Annotated in this window: 23 protein-coding genes and 1 riboswitch; of the genes, 21 read left to right on the top strand and 2 right to left on the bottom strand. The window is 46.4% G+C overall.

Features of this window, described 5'->3' with window-relative positions:
* Nucleotides 1-15: 15 nt before the first annotated feature.
* The 20 genes from C558_RS0123850 to C558_RS0123755 all read left to right on the top strand — a co-directional run bounded on the left by C558_RS0123850 (nucleotide 16) and on the right by C558_RS0123755 (nucleotide 19,671).
* Nucleotides 16-1,335 (top strand): DEAD/DEAH box helicase, encoded by a 1,320-nt coding sequence (locus tag C558_RS0123850; protein WP_018758832.1) that lies wholly within the window; start codon nucleotides 16-18, stop codon nucleotides 1,333-1,335.
* 78 nt (nucleotides 1,336-1,413) lie between these two features.
* On the top strand, nucleotides 1,414-2,280 hold the full coding sequence (locus C558_RS0123845; RefSeq protein WP_018758831.1) for a BglG family transcription antiterminator: 867 nt from the start codon (nucleotides 1,414-1,416) through the stop codon (nucleotides 2,278-2,280).
* A 320-nt stretch (nucleotides 2,281-2,600) separates the two neighbouring features.
* Nucleotides 2,601-3,083, top strand: coding sequence for a PTS sugar transporter subunit IIA (locus C558_RS0123840; protein WP_018758830.1), 483 nt, complete (start codon nucleotides 2,601-2,603; stop codon nucleotides 3,081-3,083).
* 44 nt (nucleotides 3,084-3,127) lie between these two features.
* Nucleotides 3,128-4,582: an N-acetylglucosamine-specific PTS transporter subunit IIBC gene (gene nagE, locus C558_RS0123835; protein ID WP_018758829.1), complete on the top strand. Its 1,455-nt coding sequence runs from the start codon at nucleotides 3,128-3,130 to the stop codon at nucleotides 4,580-4,582.
* Between the two features lie 147 nt (nucleotides 4,583-4,729).
* Complete coding sequence (locus C558_RS0123830; RefSeq protein ID WP_018758828.1) at nucleotides 4,730-4,993, top strand: HPr family phosphocarrier protein; 264 nt, start codon at nucleotides 4,730-4,732, stop codon at nucleotides 4,991-4,993.
* A 15-nt stretch (nucleotides 4,994-5,008) separates the two neighbouring features.
* On the top strand, nucleotides 5,009-6,751 hold the full coding sequence (gene ptsP / locus C558_RS0123825) for a phosphoenolpyruvate--protein phosphotransferase (protein ID WP_211220796.1): 1,743 nt from the start codon (nucleotides 5,009-5,011) through the stop codon (nucleotides 6,749-6,751).
* A gap of 168 nt (nucleotides 6,752-6,919) precedes the next feature.
* A complete protein-coding gene (locus C558_RS0123820) occupies nucleotides 6,920-7,630 on the top strand; it encodes a response regulator transcription factor (RefSeq protein WP_018758826.1) in 711 nt (236 codons plus the stop codon).
* Nucleotide 7,631: 1 nt separating this feature from the next.
* Nucleotides 7,632-8,567, top strand: coding sequence for a HAMP domain-containing histidine kinase (locus C558_RS0123815; RefSeq protein ID WP_018758825.1), 936 nt, complete (start codon nucleotides 7,632-7,634; stop codon nucleotides 8,565-8,567).
* A 170-nt stretch (nucleotides 8,568-8,737) separates the two neighbouring features.
* Nucleotides 8,738-9,661, top strand: coding sequence for an ABC transporter ATP-binding protein (locus tag C558_RS0123810; RefSeq protein WP_018758824.1), 924 nt, complete (start codon nucleotides 8,738-8,740; stop codon nucleotides 9,659-9,661).
* On the top strand, nucleotides 9,654-10,349 hold the full coding sequence (locus C558_RS0123805; protein WP_018758823.1) for an ABC transporter permease: 696 nt from the start codon (nucleotides 9,654-9,656) through the stop codon (nucleotides 10,347-10,349). Before C558_RS0123810 ends, C558_RS0123805 begins: the two co-directional genes overlap by 8 nt.
* A 22-nt stretch (nucleotides 10,350-10,371) precedes the next feature.
* Entirely contained in the window at nucleotides 10,372-10,989 is a 618-nt protein-coding gene (locus tag C558_RS0123800) for a YkoP family protein (RefSeq protein ID WP_018758822.1), read from the top strand.
* Between the two features lie 218 nt (nucleotides 10,990-11,207).
* Nucleotides 11,208-11,993 carry a polysaccharide deacetylase family protein gene (locus C558_RS0123795; protein ID WP_018758821.1) on the top strand — a complete coding sequence of 262 codons (786 nt, stop codon included), beginning with the start codon at nucleotides 11,208-11,210 and terminating at the stop codon, nucleotides 11,991-11,993.
* A gap of 130 nt (nucleotides 11,994-12,123) precedes the next feature.
* On the top strand, nucleotides 12,124-12,666 hold the full coding sequence (locus C558_RS0123790; RefSeq protein ID WP_018758820.1) for an RNA polymerase sigma factor: 543 nt from the start codon (nucleotides 12,124-12,126) through the stop codon (nucleotides 12,664-12,666).
* Complete coding sequence (locus tag C558_RS0123785; protein ID WP_018758819.1) at nucleotides 12,663-13,100, top strand: hypothetical protein; 438 nt, start codon at nucleotides 12,663-12,665, stop codon at nucleotides 13,098-13,100. Before C558_RS0123790 ends, C558_RS0123785 begins: the two co-directional genes overlap by 4 nt.
* Before the next feature lie 34 nt (nucleotides 13,101-13,134).
* Nucleotides 13,135-14,295, top strand: a complete 1,161-nt coding sequence (locus C558_RS0123780; protein ID WP_018758818.1) for a hypothetical protein — start codon at nucleotides 13,135-13,137, stop codon at nucleotides 14,293-14,295.
* A 73-nt stretch (nucleotides 14,296-14,368) separates the two neighbouring features.
* A riboswitch (TPP riboswitch) is annotated at nucleotides 14,369-14,483 on the top strand.
* A 191-nt stretch (nucleotides 14,484-14,674) separates the two neighbouring features.
* Nucleotides 14,675-15,268, top strand: a complete 594-nt coding sequence (locus C558_RS0123775; RefSeq protein WP_018758817.1) for an ECF transporter S component — start codon at nucleotides 14,675-14,677, stop codon at nucleotides 15,266-15,268.
* Nucleotide 15,269: 1 nt separating this feature from the next.
* Entirely contained in the window at nucleotides 15,270-16,814 is a 1,545-nt protein-coding gene (locus C558_RS0123770) for an ABC transporter ATP-binding protein (protein WP_245583865.1), read from the top strand.
* Nucleotides 16,811-17,620: an energy-coupling factor transporter transmembrane component T family protein gene (locus tag C558_RS0123765; protein ID WP_018758815.1), complete on the top strand. Its 810-nt coding sequence runs from the start codon at nucleotides 16,811-16,813 to the stop codon at nucleotides 17,618-17,620. Before C558_RS0123770 ends, C558_RS0123765 begins: the two co-directional genes overlap by 4 nt.
* A gap of 80 nt (nucleotides 17,621-17,700) precedes the next feature.
* Complete coding sequence (locus tag C558_RS0123760) at nucleotides 17,701-18,444, top strand: ABC transporter ATP-binding protein (RefSeq protein ID WP_018758814.1); 744 nt, start codon at nucleotides 17,701-17,703, stop codon at nucleotides 18,442-18,444.
* Nucleotides 18,445-19,671, top strand: a complete 1,227-nt coding sequence (locus tag C558_RS0123755) for an ABC transporter permease (RefSeq protein ID WP_018758813.1) — start codon at nucleotides 18,445-18,447, stop codon at nucleotides 19,669-19,671. It abuts the gene before it with no gap.
* A 91-nt stretch (nucleotides 19,672-19,762) separates the two neighbouring features.
* Here the strand turns inward: C558_RS0123755 and C558_RS0123750 are convergent, their stop codons facing one another.
* Entirely contained in the window at nucleotides 19,763-20,956 is a 1,194-nt protein-coding gene (locus C558_RS0123750) for a macrolide family glycosyltransferase (protein ID WP_018758812.1), read from the bottom strand.
* A gap of 227 nt (nucleotides 20,957-21,183) precedes the next feature.
* Here C558_RS0123750 and C558_RS0123745 point away from each other — a divergent pair, with 227 nt between their 5' ends.
* On the top strand, nucleotides 21,184-21,708 hold the full coding sequence (locus tag C558_RS0123745; protein WP_018758811.1) for a DUF4303 domain-containing protein: 525 nt from the start codon (nucleotides 21,184-21,186) through the stop codon (nucleotides 21,706-21,708).
* Nucleotides 21,709-22,526: 818 nt separating this feature from the next.
* Here C558_RS0123745 and C558_RS0123740 read toward each other — a convergent pair.
* On the bottom strand, nucleotides 22,527-23,105 hold a 579-nt coding region (locus tag C558_RS0123740; protein WP_018758810.1), incomplete at its 5' end, for an SDR family NAD(P)-dependent oxidoreductase.

Genomic DNA, 23,105 nt, shown 5'->3' with positions numbered 1-23,105 from the left:
AGGAAATGCTAGACCATGACAACTTCATTTACAGATTTACATATTGACGCTAGGCTCGTCGAGCGATTGCTCGCAGAACGAATCGAGACGCCTTCACCCATCCAACAAGAGGCAATTCCAGTTGCCCTTGAAGGTAAAGACTTGATCGCGCAGTCCCAGACAGGAACAGGTAAGACCCTTGCTTATTTGCTGCCTATGTTGCAGCGGATTGATCCAGCGCTCAAACAGGTACAAGCCCTTGTTCTTGCCCCAACACAGGAGCTCGCAATGCAAATTTTCCGCGAAGCCGAGATGTACGGAGAGTCGCTTGGCATTACGGTACAATCTCTAATCGGCGGGGCAGCAAGCAAAAGACAGATCGAGAAATTAAGACTCCATCCGCAATTTGTTGTCGGAACGCCAGGGCGCGTGCTTGAACTCATTGGGATGCGCAAGCTCAAAATGCACGAAGTCCGTACAATTACGGTCGATGAAGTGGATCAAATGTTCAAGCTTGGTGCAGCCGGCGATACGGAAGCCATATTCAAGTCGGCCCTTCGTGATCGACAATTACTGTTCTTCTCAGCAACGATGCCAGAAGAAGTACGGAATATTGCGGACGCATGGATGAATGAACCCATAGAGATCGGGATTAAGCCGGAGCAGAAGACTTCGTCGACTTTGTCCCACTTCTATTTTGAGACGGAAGAACGGAATAAGATTGACACGCTTCGCCGGATTGTTAGATCATACAAGCCCAAATCCGCGATTGTATTCGTGAACGAGATCGAATCGATTGCGGAGTGGATTGCGAAGCTGCAGTTTGTGGGATTGTCTGTTGAGCCGCTCTACGGAGAAGCGAACAAACAAGAGCGGATGAATGTACTGCGCCGTTTCCGGGAAGGGCGGATTCAGTTACTGCTCGCAACGGATGTGGCTGCGCGTGGTTTGGATATTAAAGAGCTCCCGATGGTCATTAACTTTGATCTGCCAATTAGCAGTGAGCATTATGTGCATCGCGTTGGGCGTACTGGGCGTATGGGGCAAAAAGGGCTCGCAATTTCAATTGTTACCCCTCGTGAAATGTTCATTATAGAGAAATTCATGCGTCAGTTGGATATTGTAATTGAACCCCAATCGATGTATCAAGGGAAAGTATTCAATCCGGAAGCAGCGAGTTCAATGGAGACATCAAATCGCCAATATCCGGTAACGAAAACGAAGGCACCTGTGAAAAAGGCAGCGGTGAAACCGCCTGTTAAGCCGCTCTTATCTAAGCCTAAACAAGACCGTGATCGTGATCGTAAGAATGCGGGAGCACCGAAATGGCTGAAGGCCAAATCGGATCCGAAATAATATTCCATTGACGCAGGTGTGGGATCGACCCTACAATGAGGACAAATAAATGATGATCGAAAAAGGGTGAAGGAAATAATGAGCGAATCAGCCGCATATCTCATTCAACGGGTGATTAGTAACAACGCCATATTGGTATCCATAGAGAAATCCGATAGTGAGCTCGTCCTCATGGGCAAAGGGCTCGGATTTGGTGCAAAAGCCGGCATGTTAGTGCTTCCTTCAGACCCTCGCATCGAGAAGAAATTTAATCTCGCCGGTTCCGATTCGCGCAATCAATTCAGAGCATTAACGGAACAAGTTGATCCCAAAGTGCTTGACGTCTCACAAGAAATCATCTCCATGGTCGGAGACGAATTCGACACCTCGCTGAATGAGCAAATTTTCATTGCGCTCCCGAGTCATATTCAATTTGCGCTGTATCGACTTGAGAATAACATCGATATTGCAAATCCATTTATTTATGAGATTCAAGCGCTGCATTCGCGAGAATTCGCCTTGGCGAAGAAAGCAGCAGTCTTGATCGAGAAGAAGTTCAATATCGAGATCCCTGAGACCGAAGTTGGATTTCTAGCCATGCACATTCAGTCCGCCGTATGTCATATATCGGTCGGCAATATTGTGAAATGGACCCATTTGATCCAAGAAGCTGTTGCCATGATTGAAGCGGAACGTGGATTTAAGGTGCCTCGTGATAGTCTCGATTACATAAGACTGATTACTCATCTGCGCTTTGCGATTGAACGGCTAACCGTAGGGCAGAAGTCACCGAATCCATTTGCGACCCAACTTCGTGAAACACTGAAGGATGAGTATACCTTAGGGAAAAAAATTGCGCTCATGATGGAAGCGAATCTTGGTGTAACCGTATCAGAGGATGAAATCGGATACTTGGTAATGCATTTGTACCGTTTATTTCAGCATTATGGAAATCCGATTCAATGATAAACTCTATGAATATTGTCGTTTAATGACGATTTATGACGAATTGTAAGATAATGGATCGAGTTTTGTCGTTGACGGTTTCAGAATCCTGTCCTATAATACAGACTATAACGAGAAGTAAGCGGAATCATTTGAATTCGAAGCATTCTTACTTCCCAAGTCCATAATATTGTGTTATTTAGCGTGCGACTAGTGATAGGCATGAGCTAAGTGAGACAAGAGTGTTCTAATACCCTCTTTCTCCTTAACTCATGCTTTTTTTGTGCTCTTTTTGGGGCATGCTACACAAGGACCTAAAATTATTTTAAGAGGTGGATTTTATGTTTTTCAAAAAGAAAAAAACAATTGTATCTTTGGTTTCTCCATTAACAGGAACATCGGTGTCACTAAGTGAAGTGCCGGATCCGGCATTTGCTGAAGCGCTTCTAGGTGACGGCGTTGCTATAAAGCCAACAAATGGTGTTCTCGTGTCACCATGTGACGGTATCGTTGCACATTTGATTGATACGCATCATGCGTGCATTGTCGGTCATGATTCAGGTGTAGAGGTGCTTATGCACATCGGTGTTAATACGGTGCAATTGAAAGGCGAAGGATTCAAGCCATTGATCAAGACAGGGGATGTTGTCAAGCAAGGACAGCCTTTGATCGAGTTCGATATGGCGTTTATTGAATCCAAAGGGTATCCCGTGATTACGCCTGTGATTATGGCGAACGGTGAAGTAGTCGAGCAAGTGACGAAGCATACGGGGGAAGTAAAAGCAGGGGACAACACGGTTCTAGATGTTGAAGTGAAGAAGTAACAAAGCACAGCCTTAAAATTTTAATTTTCAGGAGGTTACGTTTCATGCTTGCATTCTTACAAAGAATCGGTAAGTCCTTGATGCTACCGGTGGCAACGCTTCCAGCTGCAGCCATTTTACTTCGGTTCGGTAATGTCGATTACATTAAAGATTTCCATATGGGAGACTCGGTTGGGGGATTCATTAACCAATACATTGCTCCTTTCCTCGCGGCCGGCGGCTCAGCGATTTTTGATAACTTGCCGCTCATCTTCGCGATTGGGGTAGCGATCGGCTTTGCAGGCGACGCGGTTGCTGCGCTCGCTGCGGTTATTTCGCACCTTGTACTTACGAATGTTCTAACCAAAATGCCAGGAGCATTCACGTTCATCGGTAAAGATACGAAGCTCGATATGGGTGTTATCGGCGGTATTATCGCCGGGGGTATCGCAGCGTACTTCTATAACAAATACCACAACATTAAACTACCGGACTGGTTAGGATTCTTCAGCGGTAAGCGGTTCGTTCCAATTATTACATCGCTTACGATGGTTATCGTGGGTATTGTATTTGGTCTTATCTGGGGACCTGTTCAGCTTGCACTTGATGATTTTGGGCGTTGGATCGTTAGCCTTGGAGCAATAGGCGCAGGCGTATATGGTCTAGCGAACCGGTTGCTTGTACCATTCGGATTACACCATATTATCAACTCCATCGTATGGTTCCAGATCGGTGACTTTACGAACGCAGCGGGCGAAGTTGTTCGTGGTGACTTGCACCGCTTCTTCGCAGGAGACAAAACAGCAGGGATGTTCATGACAGGCTTCTTCCCAATCATGATGTTCGCACTTCCGGGTGCTGCCCTAGCGTTTATTCACACAGCAAAACCGGAGAAAAGAAAACTCGTTGCTTCTACATTCGTAGGACTTGCTTTTGCTTCATTCTTGACAGGGATTACAGAGCCGATTGAGTTCGCATTTATGTTCATTGCGCCAGTTCTATATGTTGTGCATGCCATTCTGTCTGGTGTAGCCGGTGTCGTGATGTACATGCTTGATGTGAAGCTTGGATTCGGTTTCTCAGCCGGATTGATCGACTATTTAGTTAACTACCAGTTGTCCACGAATCCATTGCGTTTAATTCCAGTCGGTATCGTATTCTTCCTGGTGTACTACTTCTTGTTCCGCATCTTGATCGTGAAGTTAAACTTGAAGACACCTGGCCGCGAAGATGACGATGGTACAGAAGCAGGAGATGCGGATGCGCCAGTAAGCGGCAAGACGCCATTGTCTGAAAAAGCTGTAAAAGTTCTGGGCAATCTTGGCGGTAAAGAGAACATTGTCAGCACGGATGCTTGTATCACGCGTCTACGTCTTGTCGTAAAAGATGATAAACAAGTGAACGATGCTGAACTCAAGAAATTAGGGGCAGCAGGTGTTATGCGTCTTGGCGGCGGTGCCGTTCAGGTCGTATTTGGGACGCAGTCCGAAATGTTGAAAGATGAAATCAATAAACTGTAGAATAGTGAACAAGCCACATCAGAGAAACCATACAATAGGATAAATCATGGGTGATTCCGTTAGCCTCTAAGCTTGCTGATCACCCTTGGCTTGTAAATAAAAAGAGAAAACAACATGTGGACTTAAACATAAAAGGAGTGGAACAATATGCAACAACAAACATTTACAATCAAAAACTCTACAGGTGTTCACGCAAGACCCGCTGGCGCGATCTTGAAGAAAGCAAGCCAATTTGCTTGCAAAGTTGAGATTGAGAAAGCTGACGGCACACGCGTAAGTGCTAAAGGGATGGTAGGACTTCTGAAATTGGGACTTAAACAAAACGATCAAGTGACAGTGATTACCGATGGAGACGGCGAAGTTGAAGCATTGCAAGCTGTAGGCGAAGTGCTCGAGACTGTTTTTGAATAAGCCTGAAAAGGGGAAATAGCAATGAATTTAAAAGGTATTGCTGCAGCACCTGGCTACGCAATCGGGCCTGCGTTCGTTATGAAAGACACCGGTGTCAAAATCGAGCGTAGAACATTATCGGCAGCAGAAGCAAAGGCAGAGGTCGTACGTTTCTCGGAAATTGTCAAACAAGCGATCGAACAAGTCAAAGAAATTCAAGAGCAAGCACGCGTCAAGATGGGCGAAGAGCAAGCTGAGATCTTCGAATCGCACATTCTTGTCCTGCATGATGATGAATTTGTAGGTCGTACCAAAGAATTGATCGAAGAGAAATCGATCAATGCGGAAGCATCCCTTGCTGAAGTGACAGAAGAGCTCGTAACCTTCTTCGAAAGTATGGATAATGAGTATATGAATGAGCGCGCAGCCGATTTCCGCGATCTCAGCAGACGATTGCTCAACCTGTTAACCGGTGTGAAGCAGACATCGTTATCGGATTTCGAAGAGCCGGTGGTCCTCATTACGGATGACTTGACGCCTTCCGATTCCGCACAATTGGACCGCGATCGTGTTGCAGGATTCGCAACGAACATCGGAGGAAGAACATCACACTCCGCGATTATGGCGAGATCGATGGAAATTCCTGCGGTTGTTGGCTTGAAGGATGTTACGGAACGTCTTCAAGACGGAGATATGGTCATTCTTGACGGTACGACAGGTGATATGATTGTGAAGCCGACGGCGGAGCAAATCGCAGAATACGAAGCGAAGAAAGTGAACTTCGAGAAGCGTAAATCCGAATTCAAGAACTATCTGAATGCAGCTTCAGTAACATCTGATGGTCATCAAGTTGAGCTTGTTGCGAATATCGGGAACCCCGGGGATGCACACAATGCGCATAAGAATGGCGCAGAAGGCATCGGCTTGTTCCGTACCGAATTTTTGTACATGGGCCGCCAGAACTTCCCGACAGAAGAAGAGCAATTCGCAGCCTATAAAGAAGTCGCTGAGACATTCGGCAAGGATCATCCCATTGTGATTCGAACGCTTGATATCGGTGGAGATAAAGAGCTTGATTATCTTGAACTGCCGAAGGAAATGAATCCATTCTTAGGTTACCGTGCGATTCGCTTGTGCTTGGATGAACATGAAATGTTCAAGACCCAGCTTCGTGCTATTCTTCGTGCGAGTGCCTTCGGTAATGTGAAGATCATGTATCCGATGATTGCGACGATCGTTGAACTTCGTGCAGCGAATGCGATTTTGGCAGAAGTGAAGGCAGAACTCGATGCAGCAGGTGTTGCTTATAATAAAGAGCTTGAAGTTGGTATTATGATCGAAATTCCTGCAGCTGTACTCGTATCGGATCAACTCGCGAAAGAAGCAGATTTCTTCAGTATCGGTACGAATGACCTCGTGCAATATACGATGGCAGCTGACCGGATGAACGAGAAGGTATCGCATTTGACGCAGCCGATGAATCCTTCGGTGCTTCGCCTAATCCGTATGGTCATCGAGAATGCACATCGAGAAGGCAAATGGGTTGGCATGTGCGGCGAGATGGCAGGGAATCCGGTCGCGGTTCCGCTCTTGCTCGGACTTGGGCTTGATGAGTTCTCAATGAGTGCAAGCTCCATATTGCCTGCACGGGTATTGATGAACAAGATTTCCTTGGCTGATGCGAAGGAAGTAGCAGCAAAAGCTCTTGATATGCAGACGGCTGAAGAGATTGAGCGTTTTGTACAAGAATCATTCCCGGAAATTGCGGAAGTATTATAAGATTTCATGATAAATAGCAGGGACATGTTGATTATGACATGTCCCTGTTTTTTTGTTAGATAAGATTTCAGATGTTTTCGTCTCGAAGCCAAAGCTCCACTTTGTGGGTTATTTTGCTATACTTAATGAATGGATAAGATTAGCATGGAGTAGAGAGGGTCGTTCGCGATGAAGCATTCTGTATTTATTATTGAAGATGACCAAGCGATTGTGGAGATGGTCGAGAATTATTTGATCAAGGAAGGTTATACCGTTACCGTTGCTGGGGATGGGGAAGAAGGGTTAGCGAAATTCGAGCAAGCTCAGGGGGAATTTGATCTAGTACTGGTGGATCTCATGATGCCAAAGGTTGATGGTATGGAAGTGATCAGGCGGATTCGGGTTAATAGCCTCGTTCCTATTCTCATTATGTCCGCGAAGGATGGCGATATTGATAAGGCGTTAGGATTAGGGTTCGGAGCTGACGATTATATTGCGAAGCCTTTCTCGATGATTGAATTGTCTGCGAGAATTAAAGCGATTATTCGGCGTGCGACCCAGTATGCGAGCATCGAGCCCAAGGCGGAGCCTGAGCAGCAGATGCTCATGATGGGCGATTTGCGGATCGATTTGAATAATTATGCGGTCTTCAAGAATCATAAGCCGATCAAGCTGACTTCCAAAGAATTTGAAATTCTCAAGCTGTTCGCCGCGCACCCGAATCGCGTCTATACGAAGGCGCATATTTACAGTCAGGTATGGAATGACGACTACTACGGAGACGAGAATGTTATTAATGTACATATGAGCAGACTACGAGACAAAATTGAAGATAACCCGTCTGAACCGCGATATATTAAGACGTTGTGGGGCATCGGCTACAAGTGGGAAGGCGGTTAATATGATTCTTGCCCTTTCGGTTGTTATCGTCATTTTAGTCGGAGTCATTTTCTTTCAATTTCACTCCCGAAGGAGCCACAGCAAGCAACTGCGGCACTTGCGTTCCGAGATCGAACGTATTTCTTCGCTTGCTACCAATGAGAAGCTACTGCTCATGACGGATGATCGCGAGCTTCAATCGTTACTAATGGAGATGAATCGGCTATTGGAGGCGCAGCACCAGATGTATTCGGACTATGCCAAAATGGAAATGTCGATGAAGAAAATGGTATCGAATATTTCGCATGATCTGAAGACACCGTTAACCGTCGTACTCGGTTATATAGAAATACTTCATCTTGATCCGAATATGCAAGCGGATGAACGTCAGCGTCTATTAGATAAGGTTCATGCCAAAACCAAAGAGACACTAGCGTTAATCCATGATTTCTTCGACTTGGCCAAGCTGGAATCAGGGGATAAAGAGATTCCGATGGCAAGGATCCTGATGAATGAACGATGCAGTACCACGATTCTGGACTATTACGATATCCTTACCGAGCAAGGCTATCAAGTTCATATTGAGATTCCGGAGCATCCGATCTATGGATTTGGGAATGATGAGGCGCTGCATCGTGTACTTAATAATCTGATCTCGAATAGCATTCAATATGGAAGTCTTGGCAAGCAGCTCGGTTTGACCCTGCGAGAAGATGACGCATCCGTCTATGTGGACATATGGGATCGGGGGAAAGGCATTGATGCGATGCATATTGATCATGTATTCGAACGCATGTATACGCTGGAAGATTCGCGTAATAAATCGTATCAAGGCAGCGGGCTCGGGCTGACGATCACCAAGCGATTAGTTGAGAGTATGGGCGGATCGATCCATCTTCGCAGTAAGCCATATGAGCTTACGGTGTTTACCGTACAATTGAAAAAGGTGAAGTACTAACTCATGGAATGATGAACGCTCACATTTCATGGGTTTTTTCTTGAGCAAGCGGGTGCACGGAAAGCGGGTGCACGGAATTAGCTTAAGAATTTCGTAAGATTGAAGTAAGAAAAAAGAAAATGACGTCTTGTAAGATAGAGTTATAAGAGAGAGCGAGAGGGGAAGAAGACATGGAGCATATTGTACGAACGAATCGATTAACCAAAGCTTTTCAAGGACAAGAAGTCGTCTCAAATGTCAGCATGAATATTAGGAAAGGCGAAATTTATGGTTTTCTCGGGCCTAATGGTGCAGGGAAAACGACGATGATGAAGATGATGACGAATCTCGTTAAGCCCACGAGTGGTGAAATCGAGATTTTCGGGGAGAAGTTAACGCCAGATTCCTATCATTTCTTAGGGCGGATGGGGACGATTATTGAATACCCCGTATTTTATGATAAGCTTACAGCCCGCGAGAACTTGGAACTTCATTGTGATTATATGGGCTATTACAATAAGAAATCGATTGATGAAGCGTTGGAGCTCGTGAATCTAATCGATACAGGGAAGAAGAAAGTAAAGAGTTTTTCCCTCGGGATGAAACAACGTTTGGGTATCGCCCGTGCGATTACGACGAAGCCGGAGCTGCTTATTTTCGACGAACCGATTAATGGGTTAGATCCATTAGGGATTAAAGAATTACGAGATGTGTTCCGCATGCTGTGCAAGGAATATGGAACGACCTTATTGATCTCCAGCCATATTCTGGGCGAAATTGAACAAATTGCGGATACGATTGGCGTCATTCAGAGCGGACGATTGCTGCGGGAAATTACGATGGCCGAAATTCATGAAGAGACGACGAATTACATTGAGATTATCACATCCGACTGTAGCAAAGCAGCTTACGTATTGACCGACAAACTTCAACTGAACAATATCAAGGTGATCGATAATCAATTCGTACGGATTTATGACCAGCATATTGCGCAAAGTGAAATCACCAAGACATTGGTCCTGAACGATGTTGTGATTGACTCGATTCATAAGCGGAGCAGCTCGTTAGAGGATTACTTCATGCAAGTGCTGAACGGAGGCGGAGTACGTGATTAAACTAATGAAGCTAGAGCTGAGAAAATTCAAGATCATGGGATATATTCGAGGGGCCGCTATCGCCAATGTGATTATTTTTGGGTTCATGATGCTGATGAGCTATACGCCGGAGCTGGATGGTACGACAGTTTTTCGAGACTATAGCACCGTGTTCTCAATGATCGATGTATTTACGAGAGGGACGTTTATTATATTCGCCGCCGTCTTGCTGGGGCGGTTCGTGATTGATGAATTCAATCATAAGACCATTACCGTCTTGTTCATGTACCCGATCAAACGTCAAAAAATCATTGCTGCCAAACTTATGGTCGTTATCATTTTCACATTCATATGTATTGTAATTTCCATGGCATTCTTGAGTACAGTGTTTCTCATCGTTAACGCGTTTACGCACTTTGTACCTGGGGAACTGACCATGACGCTGGTGATGCAGCAGGTCGTTAAACTCGGTTTCAATGCCTTATCTGCATGCTTTATGGCACTTATTCCGCTTTACTTTGGCATGCGTAAATATTCACTTCCGACGACCATTGTATCTTCTGTCATCATCGTAATGTTGACCTGTTCGAATAATGGTGGTGGTTTTAACTTGAATGACTTTATTATCATTCCTATTCTACTAGCATTTGCTGGTGCGGCGATTGGATACATGGCCATTCGAAAAATCGATCAGATCGATATCAATTAAGCTAGCGAGAGGTGGGATGGATATGGGAACTTCGTATGCGAAGATCGTTGCACAATCCATGTGGATGGTGTGGGAGAATATCTTTGATCTATTTACGCGATTTCGTAGTGAATCCATCTGGCGATTTGGGATATGTAAATTAGTGATCCGAAGACATAATGGTAAAACCATTGCATGCCACGACGGTCACCAGATCGCGAATGGGGATTGGATCGGAGAGCTTCATCTAGATAATCAACAAGTGATAGAGCTTTCACGTGCCGTCGGAGCGGACCGAGCGGGGATCATGACAGCACGTATGCTGCGCCGTGGGATGAAGCAGATTAGCCATGCCATGCAGACATCACCAGAGCTTGTGAAAGTTCAAGCCATCACGGGGATTACGCTTCTCCATCGCGGGATTATTCATGGATTAGGATTCGAACAGCATCCGCTTCCCTCGAAATGGGCAAAGGGATTTGCGAAGATCTATCTCAGTTACTTGCTTCGTATATTGCATCCTGAAGGGAAGCAGCGCGTGAAGCAAGCGGGGGAGAAGTTAGAGCCCAGGATGCTCGTTATTTCGAAGCAAGCGCTATTCGACCGTTGGACAGTGGAAGATAAGGAAAAGGATAAGGATCTAAGAACGATTTACATTTAAGAGGTTGTTCAAAAAGTCGTCTTTTGATCACGAAGTATTTCAAGTAGCATATTTCAACATCGAATCTAGCGTTCACCCTTGAAGTCCGGTACTCATTTAGGTTTTGCCTAAACTCCGTTCCTCCTTCTTCGGATTCTCGCAACCTTCTCGGTGCTGAAAAGCCGACTTTTTGAACACACATTTTAAGAGTCATTTGTAGCTGAGGAGGGGCGCACATCATGTTAATGATAGCCTTGCAACTTGTCATACTATTTATTGTAATCTATATGCTGGCACCGTTTGTGATCACTAGAATATGCGGACTCGTCGTTGTGCGCAGAGGAAAGGCGACTCGCCAGGTGGCTTTTACCTTTGATGACGGGCCTAACCCGACGTATACGCCTAGATTGCTGGATTTGCTGCAAGCACATGGGGTGAAAGCAACCTTCTTCGTACTCGGTAGTGAGGCTGAGAAATATCCGGACATCATTCAGCGAATGCACCAGGAAGGTCATCAAATCGGCATTCATAATTATACGCATACCACGAACTGGGTCATGACACCGGGCGAAGTGAAGCGGGAGCAGGTTGACATGTCGGCAGACATTGTAGAACGGATTATTGGCGAACGGCCTACGTGCTATCGGCCGCCATGGGGGATTCTGAATTTAGGCGATCTCTTCAGCTTCCGCTCGCGCAGCGGCTATCGCATCGTGCTGTGGTCGGTCATGGTCGGGGATTGGAAGCGATCCACGACGGCAGAAAGGCTGAGAAGCAAGCTGATGCGACGAATCACGCCAGGCGCTATCGTTGTATTGCATGATTCAGGCGAGACATTTGGCGCTGACGTGGATGCACCGCTGCAGATGATAGCAGGTCTGGATGCCGTATTGAAGGAAGTAAGGCTGCAGGGGTATGCCTGCGTCAGAGTAGATGAGATGCTGGATCCATACTGGCGTACGAGGTATCAGATCGGAGCCGGAGCGCAGATAATGAAGAAGTCTTATAAATCTACCATACATTAGCAGAGACATATGACAGTGTCTCTGTTTTTTTATTGAAAAAAGTAGGTTAGAATGTGCAGGGGGTAATGATCATACATGCGTCTATATAGGCAGGAGGGGGGAGAGTCACATCGAAGATGAAGAACTCGTGATGCGAATTCGGCGAGGCGATTCAGCTGCATTCCGTCAGCTGATCGACCGATATCACGGACATATATTTCAAATCGCGTATTCCGTCGTTCGTGATCGCACGGATGCAGAAGATATCGCGCAGAATGTATTCATTCAGATCCACCGGTCTCTCCCCCAATATGAGTCCAAAGGATTGAAGACATGGATATCCCGAATTGCGATGAATAAGGCAATTGATTATAAACGGAAGTTGAATCGAAGGCGGGAGGACGTTGTGGAAGATGTCGAGGTGGTGGAAGGTAATCGTCCGTTCGTGGCCAGCAGTATGGAGAGCGACGTCTTATCGGAGGTTATTCACCGGGATCGCCAGGCGCGAATTCGGGAACAACTCGAGCACATTCCCGAGCTGCATCGCCAAATGATCGAATCGTTTTATTTGGAGGAAAAAAGCTACGACCAAATTGCGCTGGAATGTGACATTTCGCTAAAGACGGTTGAATCTCGCTTATACCGTGCTAGACAATGGCTTCGAACCCACTGGAAGGAGGAAGATTGGCGATGAAGAAGTACAACCTGGAATATTGGGTGGCATACATTCAAGGAACGCTGGGTGAAGAGGAACAACTTGAAATGGAAGAGCTGTTGTTGCAATCCGAAGAAGCGATGGAGCAGTATTTGCTCGCGATGGATGGGCTTGAAGGGGAGCTCCCTGAACCCGAAGATCACGATGCTTTTACAGATCGAATGATGCAGCAATTGTACGGAAAGCCAGTTCAGCATTCTCCGAAGGATAGGGTACAGCCGCGTAGCAAGTATTGGTATGAGCATCCGATGTTCCACTATTCGATTGCGGCATCCATCACCTTTATCCTATTGATAAGTGGTGTATTCCAGAACTTGTCGGGCGGATCCCATGCGCTGCTCGATCAGCCGAGCGGATCATTTACGGATTCCATTATTCAGAAAGCTTTTAGTTGGCTCGATGCCTTGAAATGATAAATCGGAAATATTGTAAAGGAGTGGATATGCATTGCAACCATATCGTAGTAAAGGGATCGCGTTCTTCGCGAGCTTTATCCCTGGATTAGGTCATTATTATGTGGGCAAAAAGGTCAGAGCAGTCTTGTACGTGATGTTATTCTTCGGAGCGCTCGGGCTTGGCGTATTGGGGTCTATCGCGACCAACGATGATGCACCGTTTGTCTCGGGAGTTATTGTCGCATTTGTCGTCGGCAGCATTAACATGCTGGATATGATCTTTTATTTAGTTCGTACGCCTTACATTCCAAGCACATATGGCGAACAATTCCTGCAAGATGCAGGTCTTGGGGGATACGGCCCTTACGGACCGCATGGTCCCATGCAACCAACGCCAAGACAGGAATCAGAGCGATTCTTCACGATTCTCTTGTCCTTCGTTCCCGGGTTGGGCCATTTCTATCTTGGACTGATGCATCGTGGGTTGTCATTCCTAATTGCTTTCTTCGGATTAGGGACGATGCTGATCTTCGTGACAGCCGTTACGAATCAAGGCGGATTTGCGGTGTTCTTAGGATTATTGCCGATTATTTGGCTCTATTGTATGTTCGATGCGGTGCAGGCGGCTCATCGCAAGCAGCAAGGCGATTTGCTGCTGGATCGTACATTATTCGATGATTTTGATTCATTCCGTGAAGACGGCAGACGCAGCAAGATGTTGGCCATGGTCTTATCGCTCCTGCCAGGAGCCGGGCATATGTATCTTGGGTTACAAAAGCGCGGGTTACAATTGATGGTGGGGTTCCTCGGCTCCATTTATATCCTTGATTTTATGCGACTGTCGTTGTTCTTCTTCTTCATCCCACTCATCTGGTGCTTCAGCTTCTTTGATACGCTGCAGCAATTGAACCGGTATAGCCGCGGAGACTTGTTACGCGATACGCCGATTGTCAGATGGCTGCCAACACATAACCGTTGGATGGGATTCGGATTAATTGTCATCGGAGCCTACTATATGTTCGATCAGATTGCACTTCCGATGCTTGAGAACTACTTCCCGAATTGGATTGTTCGCTATCAAGTGCAGCAATACTTCCAGACGCTTGTCATTGCGGTACTCTTCATTGGCGGCGGCGTGAAGCTGCTATTCGGAGGGAAAAAGCAACGGGGGATTGAGGAAATGTTCGAAGAGGATCTCGATCCTAGACCTTGATGGTTGAACGAGAATTCTCTTGAAACAATTGGCCGTGTATTGTATTGTGAAGATATTGTAAATGAAAAAACCGAATATGGGATACGGGGGCTTGAGGAGTCAGGCTGAGATTGTAGTCGTTCACCACCACTACTGACCGTTAATCTGATCTGGATAATGCCAGCGGAGAGAATCTAATCGATGAATAGGGACCTTTTCTGACCACAATAGATGGAGTTTATGTTTCAATGTAGCGAAACAGACTAATCTATTTGGCGATCAAATACCCTAGCTTATGACGTATATCATCGAATCAACTACGATCGAGACTTTTCTCACCGTCTGTGCATGCTGCCAGGCGGTTTTTTTGTTGCTCTAGATCATTTAGGATGGGGAGTTGATGGTTGTGCAGGGCAAGTTGAGATTGAAGTTTTCAGACATTCTCATCACGATTTTACTCGCGTTGGTGTTTGGGGTCATCTATAAGTTGTGGGGCAGCGTATACGATGTATTCAAACCTCTGTTCTTTCAAGCGGATGAGTTGGTGTACGGGATGTGGTTCATTGCGGCTACAGTTGCGTTCCTGCTAATTCGTAAACCTGGGGTAGCCTTATTGGCAGAGCTTGCGGCGGCGCACGTCTCGTTGCTGTTCGGGGCCGAATGGGGGATTCAACTGTTCTTATATGGCCTTATTCAAGGTCTCTGCGCTGAAATTATCTTTGCCTTATTCCGCTATCGCAGCTATTCTGCCGGAACGGCGGCATTGGCGGGGCTCGCTGTTGCGCTTGGTTCCATGGGGGTCGATTATGTATATGGCTATATTGCGGATTACGAGCCTTGGATGTTCTTCGTGAAATATGGTCTGCGCTGCGTCAGTGGGGTCGTGATTACGGGCTTATTCGCATATTACTTGGTCAGAGCACTTGAAGCGACAGGCGTGACGAATCTAGTAAGACCTGTATCGAAATCCGAATATGATGCGTTGAACAAATAGAATGAGCAGTGAAAAAGGAGAGAGACCGATGATAGACAAGGCGGAAGCAGAAGAAGTTCTGGGGGTGACCGGACTCCGATTGAAATTCCCAGGAGAGCCGAATCTACAGTTCAAGGATCTCTCCTTTTCTGTGAAAAAGGGGCAAAAGGTGCTGCTGCTCGGTCCGAGCGGATGCGGGAAATCGACGCTCCTTCAGGTGTTATGCGGGATTATACCGACCTCGATTGAAGTTCCAATGCAATCCGAATCCTTGCGATTACCATCGTCTTGGGGGATGGTGTTTCAAGATCCGGATACGCAGTTCGGGATGCCTTTTGTCGACGAAGAGTTAGCTTTTGTCATGGAGAATCAATGCGTTCCACGCGAGGAAATGGAGGCGCGGATGAAGCGGGTGTTGGCGGAAGTAGGGCTCCAATTGGGTGACCTCCATACGCCGATCCATAGCATGTCCCAAGGGATGAAGCAGCGTCTAGCGCTTGCGGCGGTGCTGCTCCTCGAACCAGATGTGCTGTTGCTCGACGAACCTTCCGCGCTGCTCGATCCGGAAGGCACGGTACAAATATGGGATGCAATCCATCAGATCGGGGCGAATCGAACGCTCCTGATTGTAGAGCATAAGCTGGATCACGTGTTGGAACTCATTGATCGGGTTGTCATGTTCGATGATCAGGGTCAGATTATCGCCGATGGCGCGCCTGAGATGCTGTTCCGTGAAGAGAAGTCTCGGTTAATCGAATATGGCATCTGGTATCCGGGCGTATGGGATGAATATGTCGCCTCATCTCGCTATCGGAATCTTATGGACGAGGATGACATGTACGCAATAGCTCAACGACATGACGATGCAGCACCCTTGGTTGAATTACGGAATTTTCAGGGCAAACGGGGAAAAGAAAGTCGAATATTGATTCAGCATGCAGAGATCCGATCGGGCGAGTGGATTGCATTACTCGGCGAGAACGGTGCGGGGAAAAGTACCTTGCTGCTTTCCCTGATGCAATTGCTGAAGACGGAGGGCATCTATCGCTTACAAGGAAAGGATGTACAACTTCGGCGAGGGGAAGTGCTCTCGGATCAAATGGCATTCGTATTTCAGAATCCGGAGCTGCAATTCGTGACGAATTCGGTCCAGGAAGAGCTGGGTCTGTCAATCGGACTGAACAAGTCAGATGCGGCTACTGCGGCTGAGGACCCTCGGGTATGCGAGATGCTGCGTCACATTCAGCTGGAGTCAGAACGCAATCGTCACCCGTATCAACTGTCGATGGGGCAGAAACGCAGGTTGAGCGTAGCCACGGCGCTGATTCATCAGCGCCCGTTATTGCTGCTGGATGAACCTACGTTCGGGCTCGATGCACGCAGCACATTCGCGATGCTCGAGATGATTGAACAATGGCGGCAGCGCGGGATGGCGATTGTGATGGTCACCCATGATCGATGGATTGCGGAGCATTTTGCTACGAGAATCTGGCGTATTGAACAAGGGCATGGTGTCGACACGGCAATAACGACCCGGACCGAGAGGAAGATGGTGGTGAACGTATGAACAACTGGTTCTCGCCGAAAAGGGTGACATGGATGCATCGCGTGAATCCGGCGATCAAGTTCCTTGTCTTTATTGGCCTGTTCATCATCATTTTATTTACGCATCGGTTGGATTTTATTCTCTATCAGTTCCTCGGGTATGCCGCCTTGTTGTTCCTGAGCAGTGGGTATACCTTGCGTAAATTAATGTTAATGACACTGCCGTTCATCTTTATCTTCGTATCGTCTTCCATGACCATGATTCTATTCGGCAAAGGGGAGACCTTATGGTGGTCTTGGGGACTCTTCCGCATCACGGAGGAGAGCTTCTTCCGAGGTATTCACATCGGGTTCAAAACATTAAGTTGTGCGGCAACGGGATTGTTATTTGCGTTAACGACGCGTCCCACCCTACTGTTCTACGCGATGATGCAGCAGCTGCGCCTGCCGCCCAAATACGCCTACGCATTTATGGCTTCCTTCCGAATGCTTCCCATGCTGTGGGAAGAGCTCCAGATTCGGCAGCAGGCCCTAGCCGTACGTGGTGTGCGCTCGGCGCATTCCATTCGAGGATGGAAGGAACGGCTGCTGAATTATGCGGTTCCGCTGCTTGCGCAGAGTATTCGCCGTGCGCAGCGGGTCGCCGTCGCGATGGAATCCAAGCGGTTCGCAGCTCAGTCCAGTACAGCCACACGGACCTATTATTATAAGACATCGGTTACGAGCCGTGATGGCTTCTTCTTGGTTATCATCCTAGTGATGGTGGCGGTTGCTTTTGTCGCGTCGCACGAAATTCCTTTGTTCAACGTGGGTGATGTTCGAGGGTGAATGGATCCTGTGGTCGTCATACATCCCATTCGCAACTTCCTCATCGCTTCGCTATAATAAGGGTAGAGGTGAGACAGGCCATGAAGACGATATTGCAGGTCAATCAATTAACGGGCGGCTACAGCACTGGAAAGCCAGTGCTTCATGATGTGAATTTTGATGTTAAGGCAGGCGAGATGGTGGGCTTGATCGGATTGAACGGCGCGGGCAAGAGCACGACGATGAAGCATATCCTAGGCCTGATGCAGCCGCATAAGGGCGATGTTACGCTGCAAGGGAAGACATTAGCGGAAGCACCCGAAGTGTACCGCGGGTCGTTAGCATTCGTTCCTGAGACACCGATGCTCTATGAGGAACTGACCGTGAAGGAGCATCTTGAGCTGGCGGCGATGGCGTATGGCGTCGAGAAGAAGGACTATGAGGAACGCGTAGAGCATTTGTTGACACTGTTCCAGATGAACGACAAATACAATACCTTCTCCATGCATCTGTCCAAAGGGATGAAGCAGAAGGTCATGATCATGAGCGCATTTCTCGTTCATCCGCCGCTCTATATGATCGATGAGCCTTTTCTAGGACTTGATCCGCTTGGGATCAGGAACTTGCTGGATTTCATGGTGGAACTGAAATCACGCGGCGCTTCGATTCTACTAAGCTCCCATATTCTATCGACGATCGAGAACTATTGTGATCGATTCATCGTGCTTCATCATGGGCGTGTGATTGCACAAGGGACGTTGGAGGAACTAAGACAGCAGCACCGCTATCTTGGCGATACATCGCTGGAGAATATTTTCTATCAGCTCGTTAAAGGCGGGGCGTAGATGATGGATCTTCAATCCTTATGGCGACGGCGAAAAAACGCCTTCTGGCAGGAAGTCTTCCCGTACTTCCGCTATGTGGGACAGAGCGGATTTCTATTGTTCCTTGGATTCATCTTCATCGGTGGTGCTGCGGGGTATGTCGGATTTCTAGGGCGGATCCCGGCGGATTTCCCAATTCGAACGGTGAGCCTTATCGTACTGCTGCCGTTTATCCTGTGGAGCAGCTTTCGGACGTTCCTTCAGCCTGCGGACCTAGTCTATTTGCTTCGGGTAGAACCGAGGATGAAGGAATATTTTCGAAAAAGCATCGGGTATAGCGTCAAGCCAAAGCTTATCCTTTTAAGTATAGTATACGGCATTCTATGGCTGCTCTATGTTCGAGCGGATCAAGATCCGAAGCCGTTCTTGCTCTTATGGGGCGTGTTGTTGGCGCTCAATATTATGAACAGTTATGGCAGCTGGCAGGAGCGCCGCATGAGCCGGCCTGGAGTACGGTGGAGTTATCGTCTGACACGTTGTCTGATATCGATAGTGCTGCTCGCCGTATGGCTGTGGCAGCCGACTTGGAAAGCCGTGATCTTCAGCTTGATTGTTATTATTACATATGTGGTTGCTCTCCGTGTACCGCGTAAACATGCCGTACCGTGGGAATTGCTTATTGCAACAGAGCGAGATCAGCGCGGACGGTTCATGATCTTCTTGAACTGGTTCGTCGATGTGCCGTCCATGCCGCAGAAGGTGTATAAGCGTACATGGCTGAACGTACTTGGCAGGCGGATTCGTTTTCAGCAGGATTCTGCTTACGAATATTTATATTTGAAAACATTGCTGCGCAGTGATGTGCTCGGCATGGTCCTTCGTCTGACCGCGCTCGGCATGTTGATCTTATATTGGGTACGTAGCTCGAATTGGGCACTTCCGCTCTATGCCTTCATGCTGTTGATCATAGGAACACAGCTGACCGCAATCAGGCGGTTCCATCGTTACTCGTTCTGGGCGTCGATCTATCCAATCCCTTATCATTTTCGTAAAAAGGCGGTTGTGAAGGTCGCACGGCGGACGCATCTTGCCCTCGCGATCATCTTATGGCTGCCATTGCTGCTAATGAGTGGGGCGTGGCCTATGGTCTTTGCTGCCCTAGTCGGTGGCATCGCGTTCGTATACTTCTTCCAGTGGGCTTGGTCCCAGAAGAAGTGGATGGAGCATGAGGATGATGAAGATTTGTAAGAGGTACATCTTTTGAGAAAAATCGCTTTTCTTTCCCGATTGTAAGGGGGAGGAAAAGCGATTTTTTTCATGAGATAGATGGAGCAGTTGTTCATTGATAATAAAATTCGAATATCTCATCAACAGCTTGATGATACCCCCCTGATTTTCGAAAGGATTCACCAATATTTGCTACAGCGTTCTTGAAAGATGAGAGGCTTAACACATGATCTACGGCTTCACGTAGTTGATTTGCAGTCAAGCTTTGCATTTGTAATTGAATGCCAGCTCCGATATTGGCGACTTGCTCCGCAATGATCGGCTGATCCGCGCTTTGTGGGATGACAATTAGCGGAACCCCGTAATAGAGACCTTCATGGGTGCTGTTCATTCCACCATGTGTAATAAATAATTTCGTGTATTGCAGTACATCCGTTTGTTGAACATAATTTTTTACGATGAAGTTCTTAGGAATTTCCCCTAAATCAGATATTTGGGCTCTATACCCAATAGACATAACAATCGTATGATCTGTGTTCCCAAATGCCTCATAACAAAGCTTATAGAAATCCATTGCTTGGTTAAAGACTGTACCCAGTGAAATGTAAATGGGGTTACTCCCCTGGATGGCAGTAAAGTCGAAGTTTTCTTGTGTTAATCGTGAAGAGATGGATGGACCTACAAATTTATAAGATTGGTCGAATGCTTCTCCATCAGGTTGAAATTCTCTTGTTGTATATACGATTGTCAGTGGTGCTGGATTACAAAACACTTCGTAATGAGATTGGATCTCCACATCATATTTTTCCTTCACCATTGCCGTCAGGCTTTGAAATTTTTCGTTGATGGGTTTAACGATTTCTGGAGGGACTTCGGTAGAAAATTGTTCTAACATGTTATCGAATGAATCTTTTGACTGCGCAAAAGAAGTACAAGAGTTGATTGCAGGAAGCTTAAGAATATGAGCAAGTAATCGTCCACAACCAAACATGGAATCATGGATGATGTAATCAAAATGCTCTCCTTTGATCTGTTCAAGAACGCTTGGTATGACGATATCTGACGTAAGTAAAAGACCGTTAACTCTTTCGAGTAAATAATCTCTTCCACCTGAGATAAAGGCTTTTATAAATTTTTGATCGTCAAATGTTCGAACTGTTGCTCCCGTCTTCTCAATACGCTCCCTAAAAGCTTCTATACAAAAGTACACGACCTCTTCTCCACGGGAAATAAGCTCTTGCACAACTCCAATCGTTGGATTGATATGTCCCTCTGATCCGCCATTAATAAATAACACACGCGCCATTTCTACCACTCCTTAGGTATACTGTTCTCTAAATTGTGTAAGCGTAAGGGACACTGTCCCATACCATCGCTCGAATCAAATAATCGCATCAAGTTTATCATAGAACAATACTTAGAAATCTCAAAACTTTAGACTTTGTTGGAGAATATCATAGTGACTTCACTTCCTATCGGAGTTCTAGAAAGAAATAGGAGAGCCCACGGAAATACGAGGGACAAAGGAGAGATATGGATTTGGATTTTCAACTGCTTCAAGCAAAAATCAAAGCGGCCGCCATGGACGCATTCGAACGGGTTAGAAACCAATATCCTGGGCAAAGTTTTTGTGGTTACGCCTTGTATTCCGATGCAGATGCAATCACTGTTTGTCCGGCGGTAAACTCAACCGATAACTTGAACAACATGATTGCTGGCGATCCAGAAGATGCAATTTATTATCGCTGGAGTCCAGGGGAATGGGATCATGAATTTGAAGGTGCTGAATATTTTGCGGAAATATCATCTCTATTGTTTAACGAAGTGAAGGGCATGAAATCGGTGGCACGCGTCAGGCAGTTTAAAGAAAAAGTATATGAGTGTTGCGTGGCAGCGCTTGATTCGCTGAACGAAGAAGGCTTTTTCTTCGATTTGAACGAATCGGGGGTACTGGTCTTTACTGTTTCGGATGCTACGAATGCTCTAGAATGTGATTGGATTGCTCGATTGAACAGAAATGAACTTGCTCTAGAATTTCAGAATTGGATTAGCAGTTGAGGAGCGCAATCATTTTTGATGAAAGTCAAAAAACAATAATCAAATAGAACAGGAGAGATGGCATTGCAGCTTTCAGATTCCACTTCCGAAATTACTGCTCTTTGTAGACAAGGCGATGATTTGGTGAAAGCGGGTTGATAGTGATCCGCCAAGGTATATTGCTGTATCGAGAGATGCGTTTGAAAGTCCGGATGCAGTGTACATTGAGGCAGAAGACCAAAAGTATGGACACATGACAACCGAGCTTTCGTATTCTTTAAGAAGTAATTCGCTTGTATTGACTTTTTCAAAAGACTTTCTTTTGTCATTTCACTGGAATCAAGAAAAAGAAATAATGATCGACATTGAAGTTGATCCAAGTGGTAGGTTGAGGGAGGTATTAGATCGGATATTTAAGACGTGTCGTCATGAGTAGCGCGAATAGGGAAGATGAATCCCCCGCGGATTGAAGCGGGGACATGTTAGTTTAACAGACAACTTTTGTGTCGTAGATATCTCGCTTTTTAAGTTGATCATATACCCCAGCACATGTAAAACTTCGCTTGGCATGCCTTCCTTAAGCAGCTCTTGCTCAAAGCATAAACGGGTCGATCTCCTCTGTCAGTGCCAAGTCTCCGAATCTCATAATAGGATCTAACAACAGTGTACGCAGGTAGTTTGAGCAGACTGCGGTAGCCTACTCAACAATAAGTTTTATTCAACTATCGTTCTCCGTTAGCGTAATAACTGTTGATTAGCTAACTAACTTTATCAAATTCTCTCGGGTGTCTCATAAACGTACTTTGGCATTGGTAGTATCAGATGACACTGAGCTCCAGTTACAGCCCCCCAGTAACAGGGGTATACGATCCGGTAACAAAACGCGAATCGTCGCTTGCCAAGAACGAAATAACACCTGCAATATCATCAGGTTCCGCCACACGCCTCAGTGGTGTGAAGCTACTAATGGTTTGTTTCTCTTCCTCTGACAAAAAGGCCGTCGCATCGGTTTGCACTAATCCGGGTGCAACCACGTTGGCTGAAATCCCTTGTGGACCGAATTCTTGGGCAATATAGTCGGAAAAGGTATTCAACCCTCCTTTTGCCGTTCCATGAGCGATCATGTAAGGCGAGGGATCCTTACCTAAACTGCTGGATACATAAATGATACGTCCGAACTTTTGTTCGATCATGAATGGAATAACGGATTTAGTCGTCACGAATGCTGCTTTTAGTTCATCGTTTAATTTCTGAGAGAACTCCTGCCAATTCATTTCGGCAAAGGGCTTCGCAGTGAAACTCATATTCGCGTTGCTGATCAATATATCAATTTTCTTAAAAGCTTCTAAAGTAGCGTCTACGAGCTTTGTAAATTGGTGTGAATCACGAACATCCGCCCGGAGAGCAATGGCTTCTCC

Source organism: Paenibacillus terrigena DSM 21567, from assembly GCF_000374845.1.
Lineage (GTDB): Bacteria > Bacillota > Bacilli > Paenibacillales > Paenibacillaceae > Paenibacillus_K > Paenibacillus_K terrigena.
This window is presented reverse-complemented; position numbering and strand designations above follow the sequence as displayed.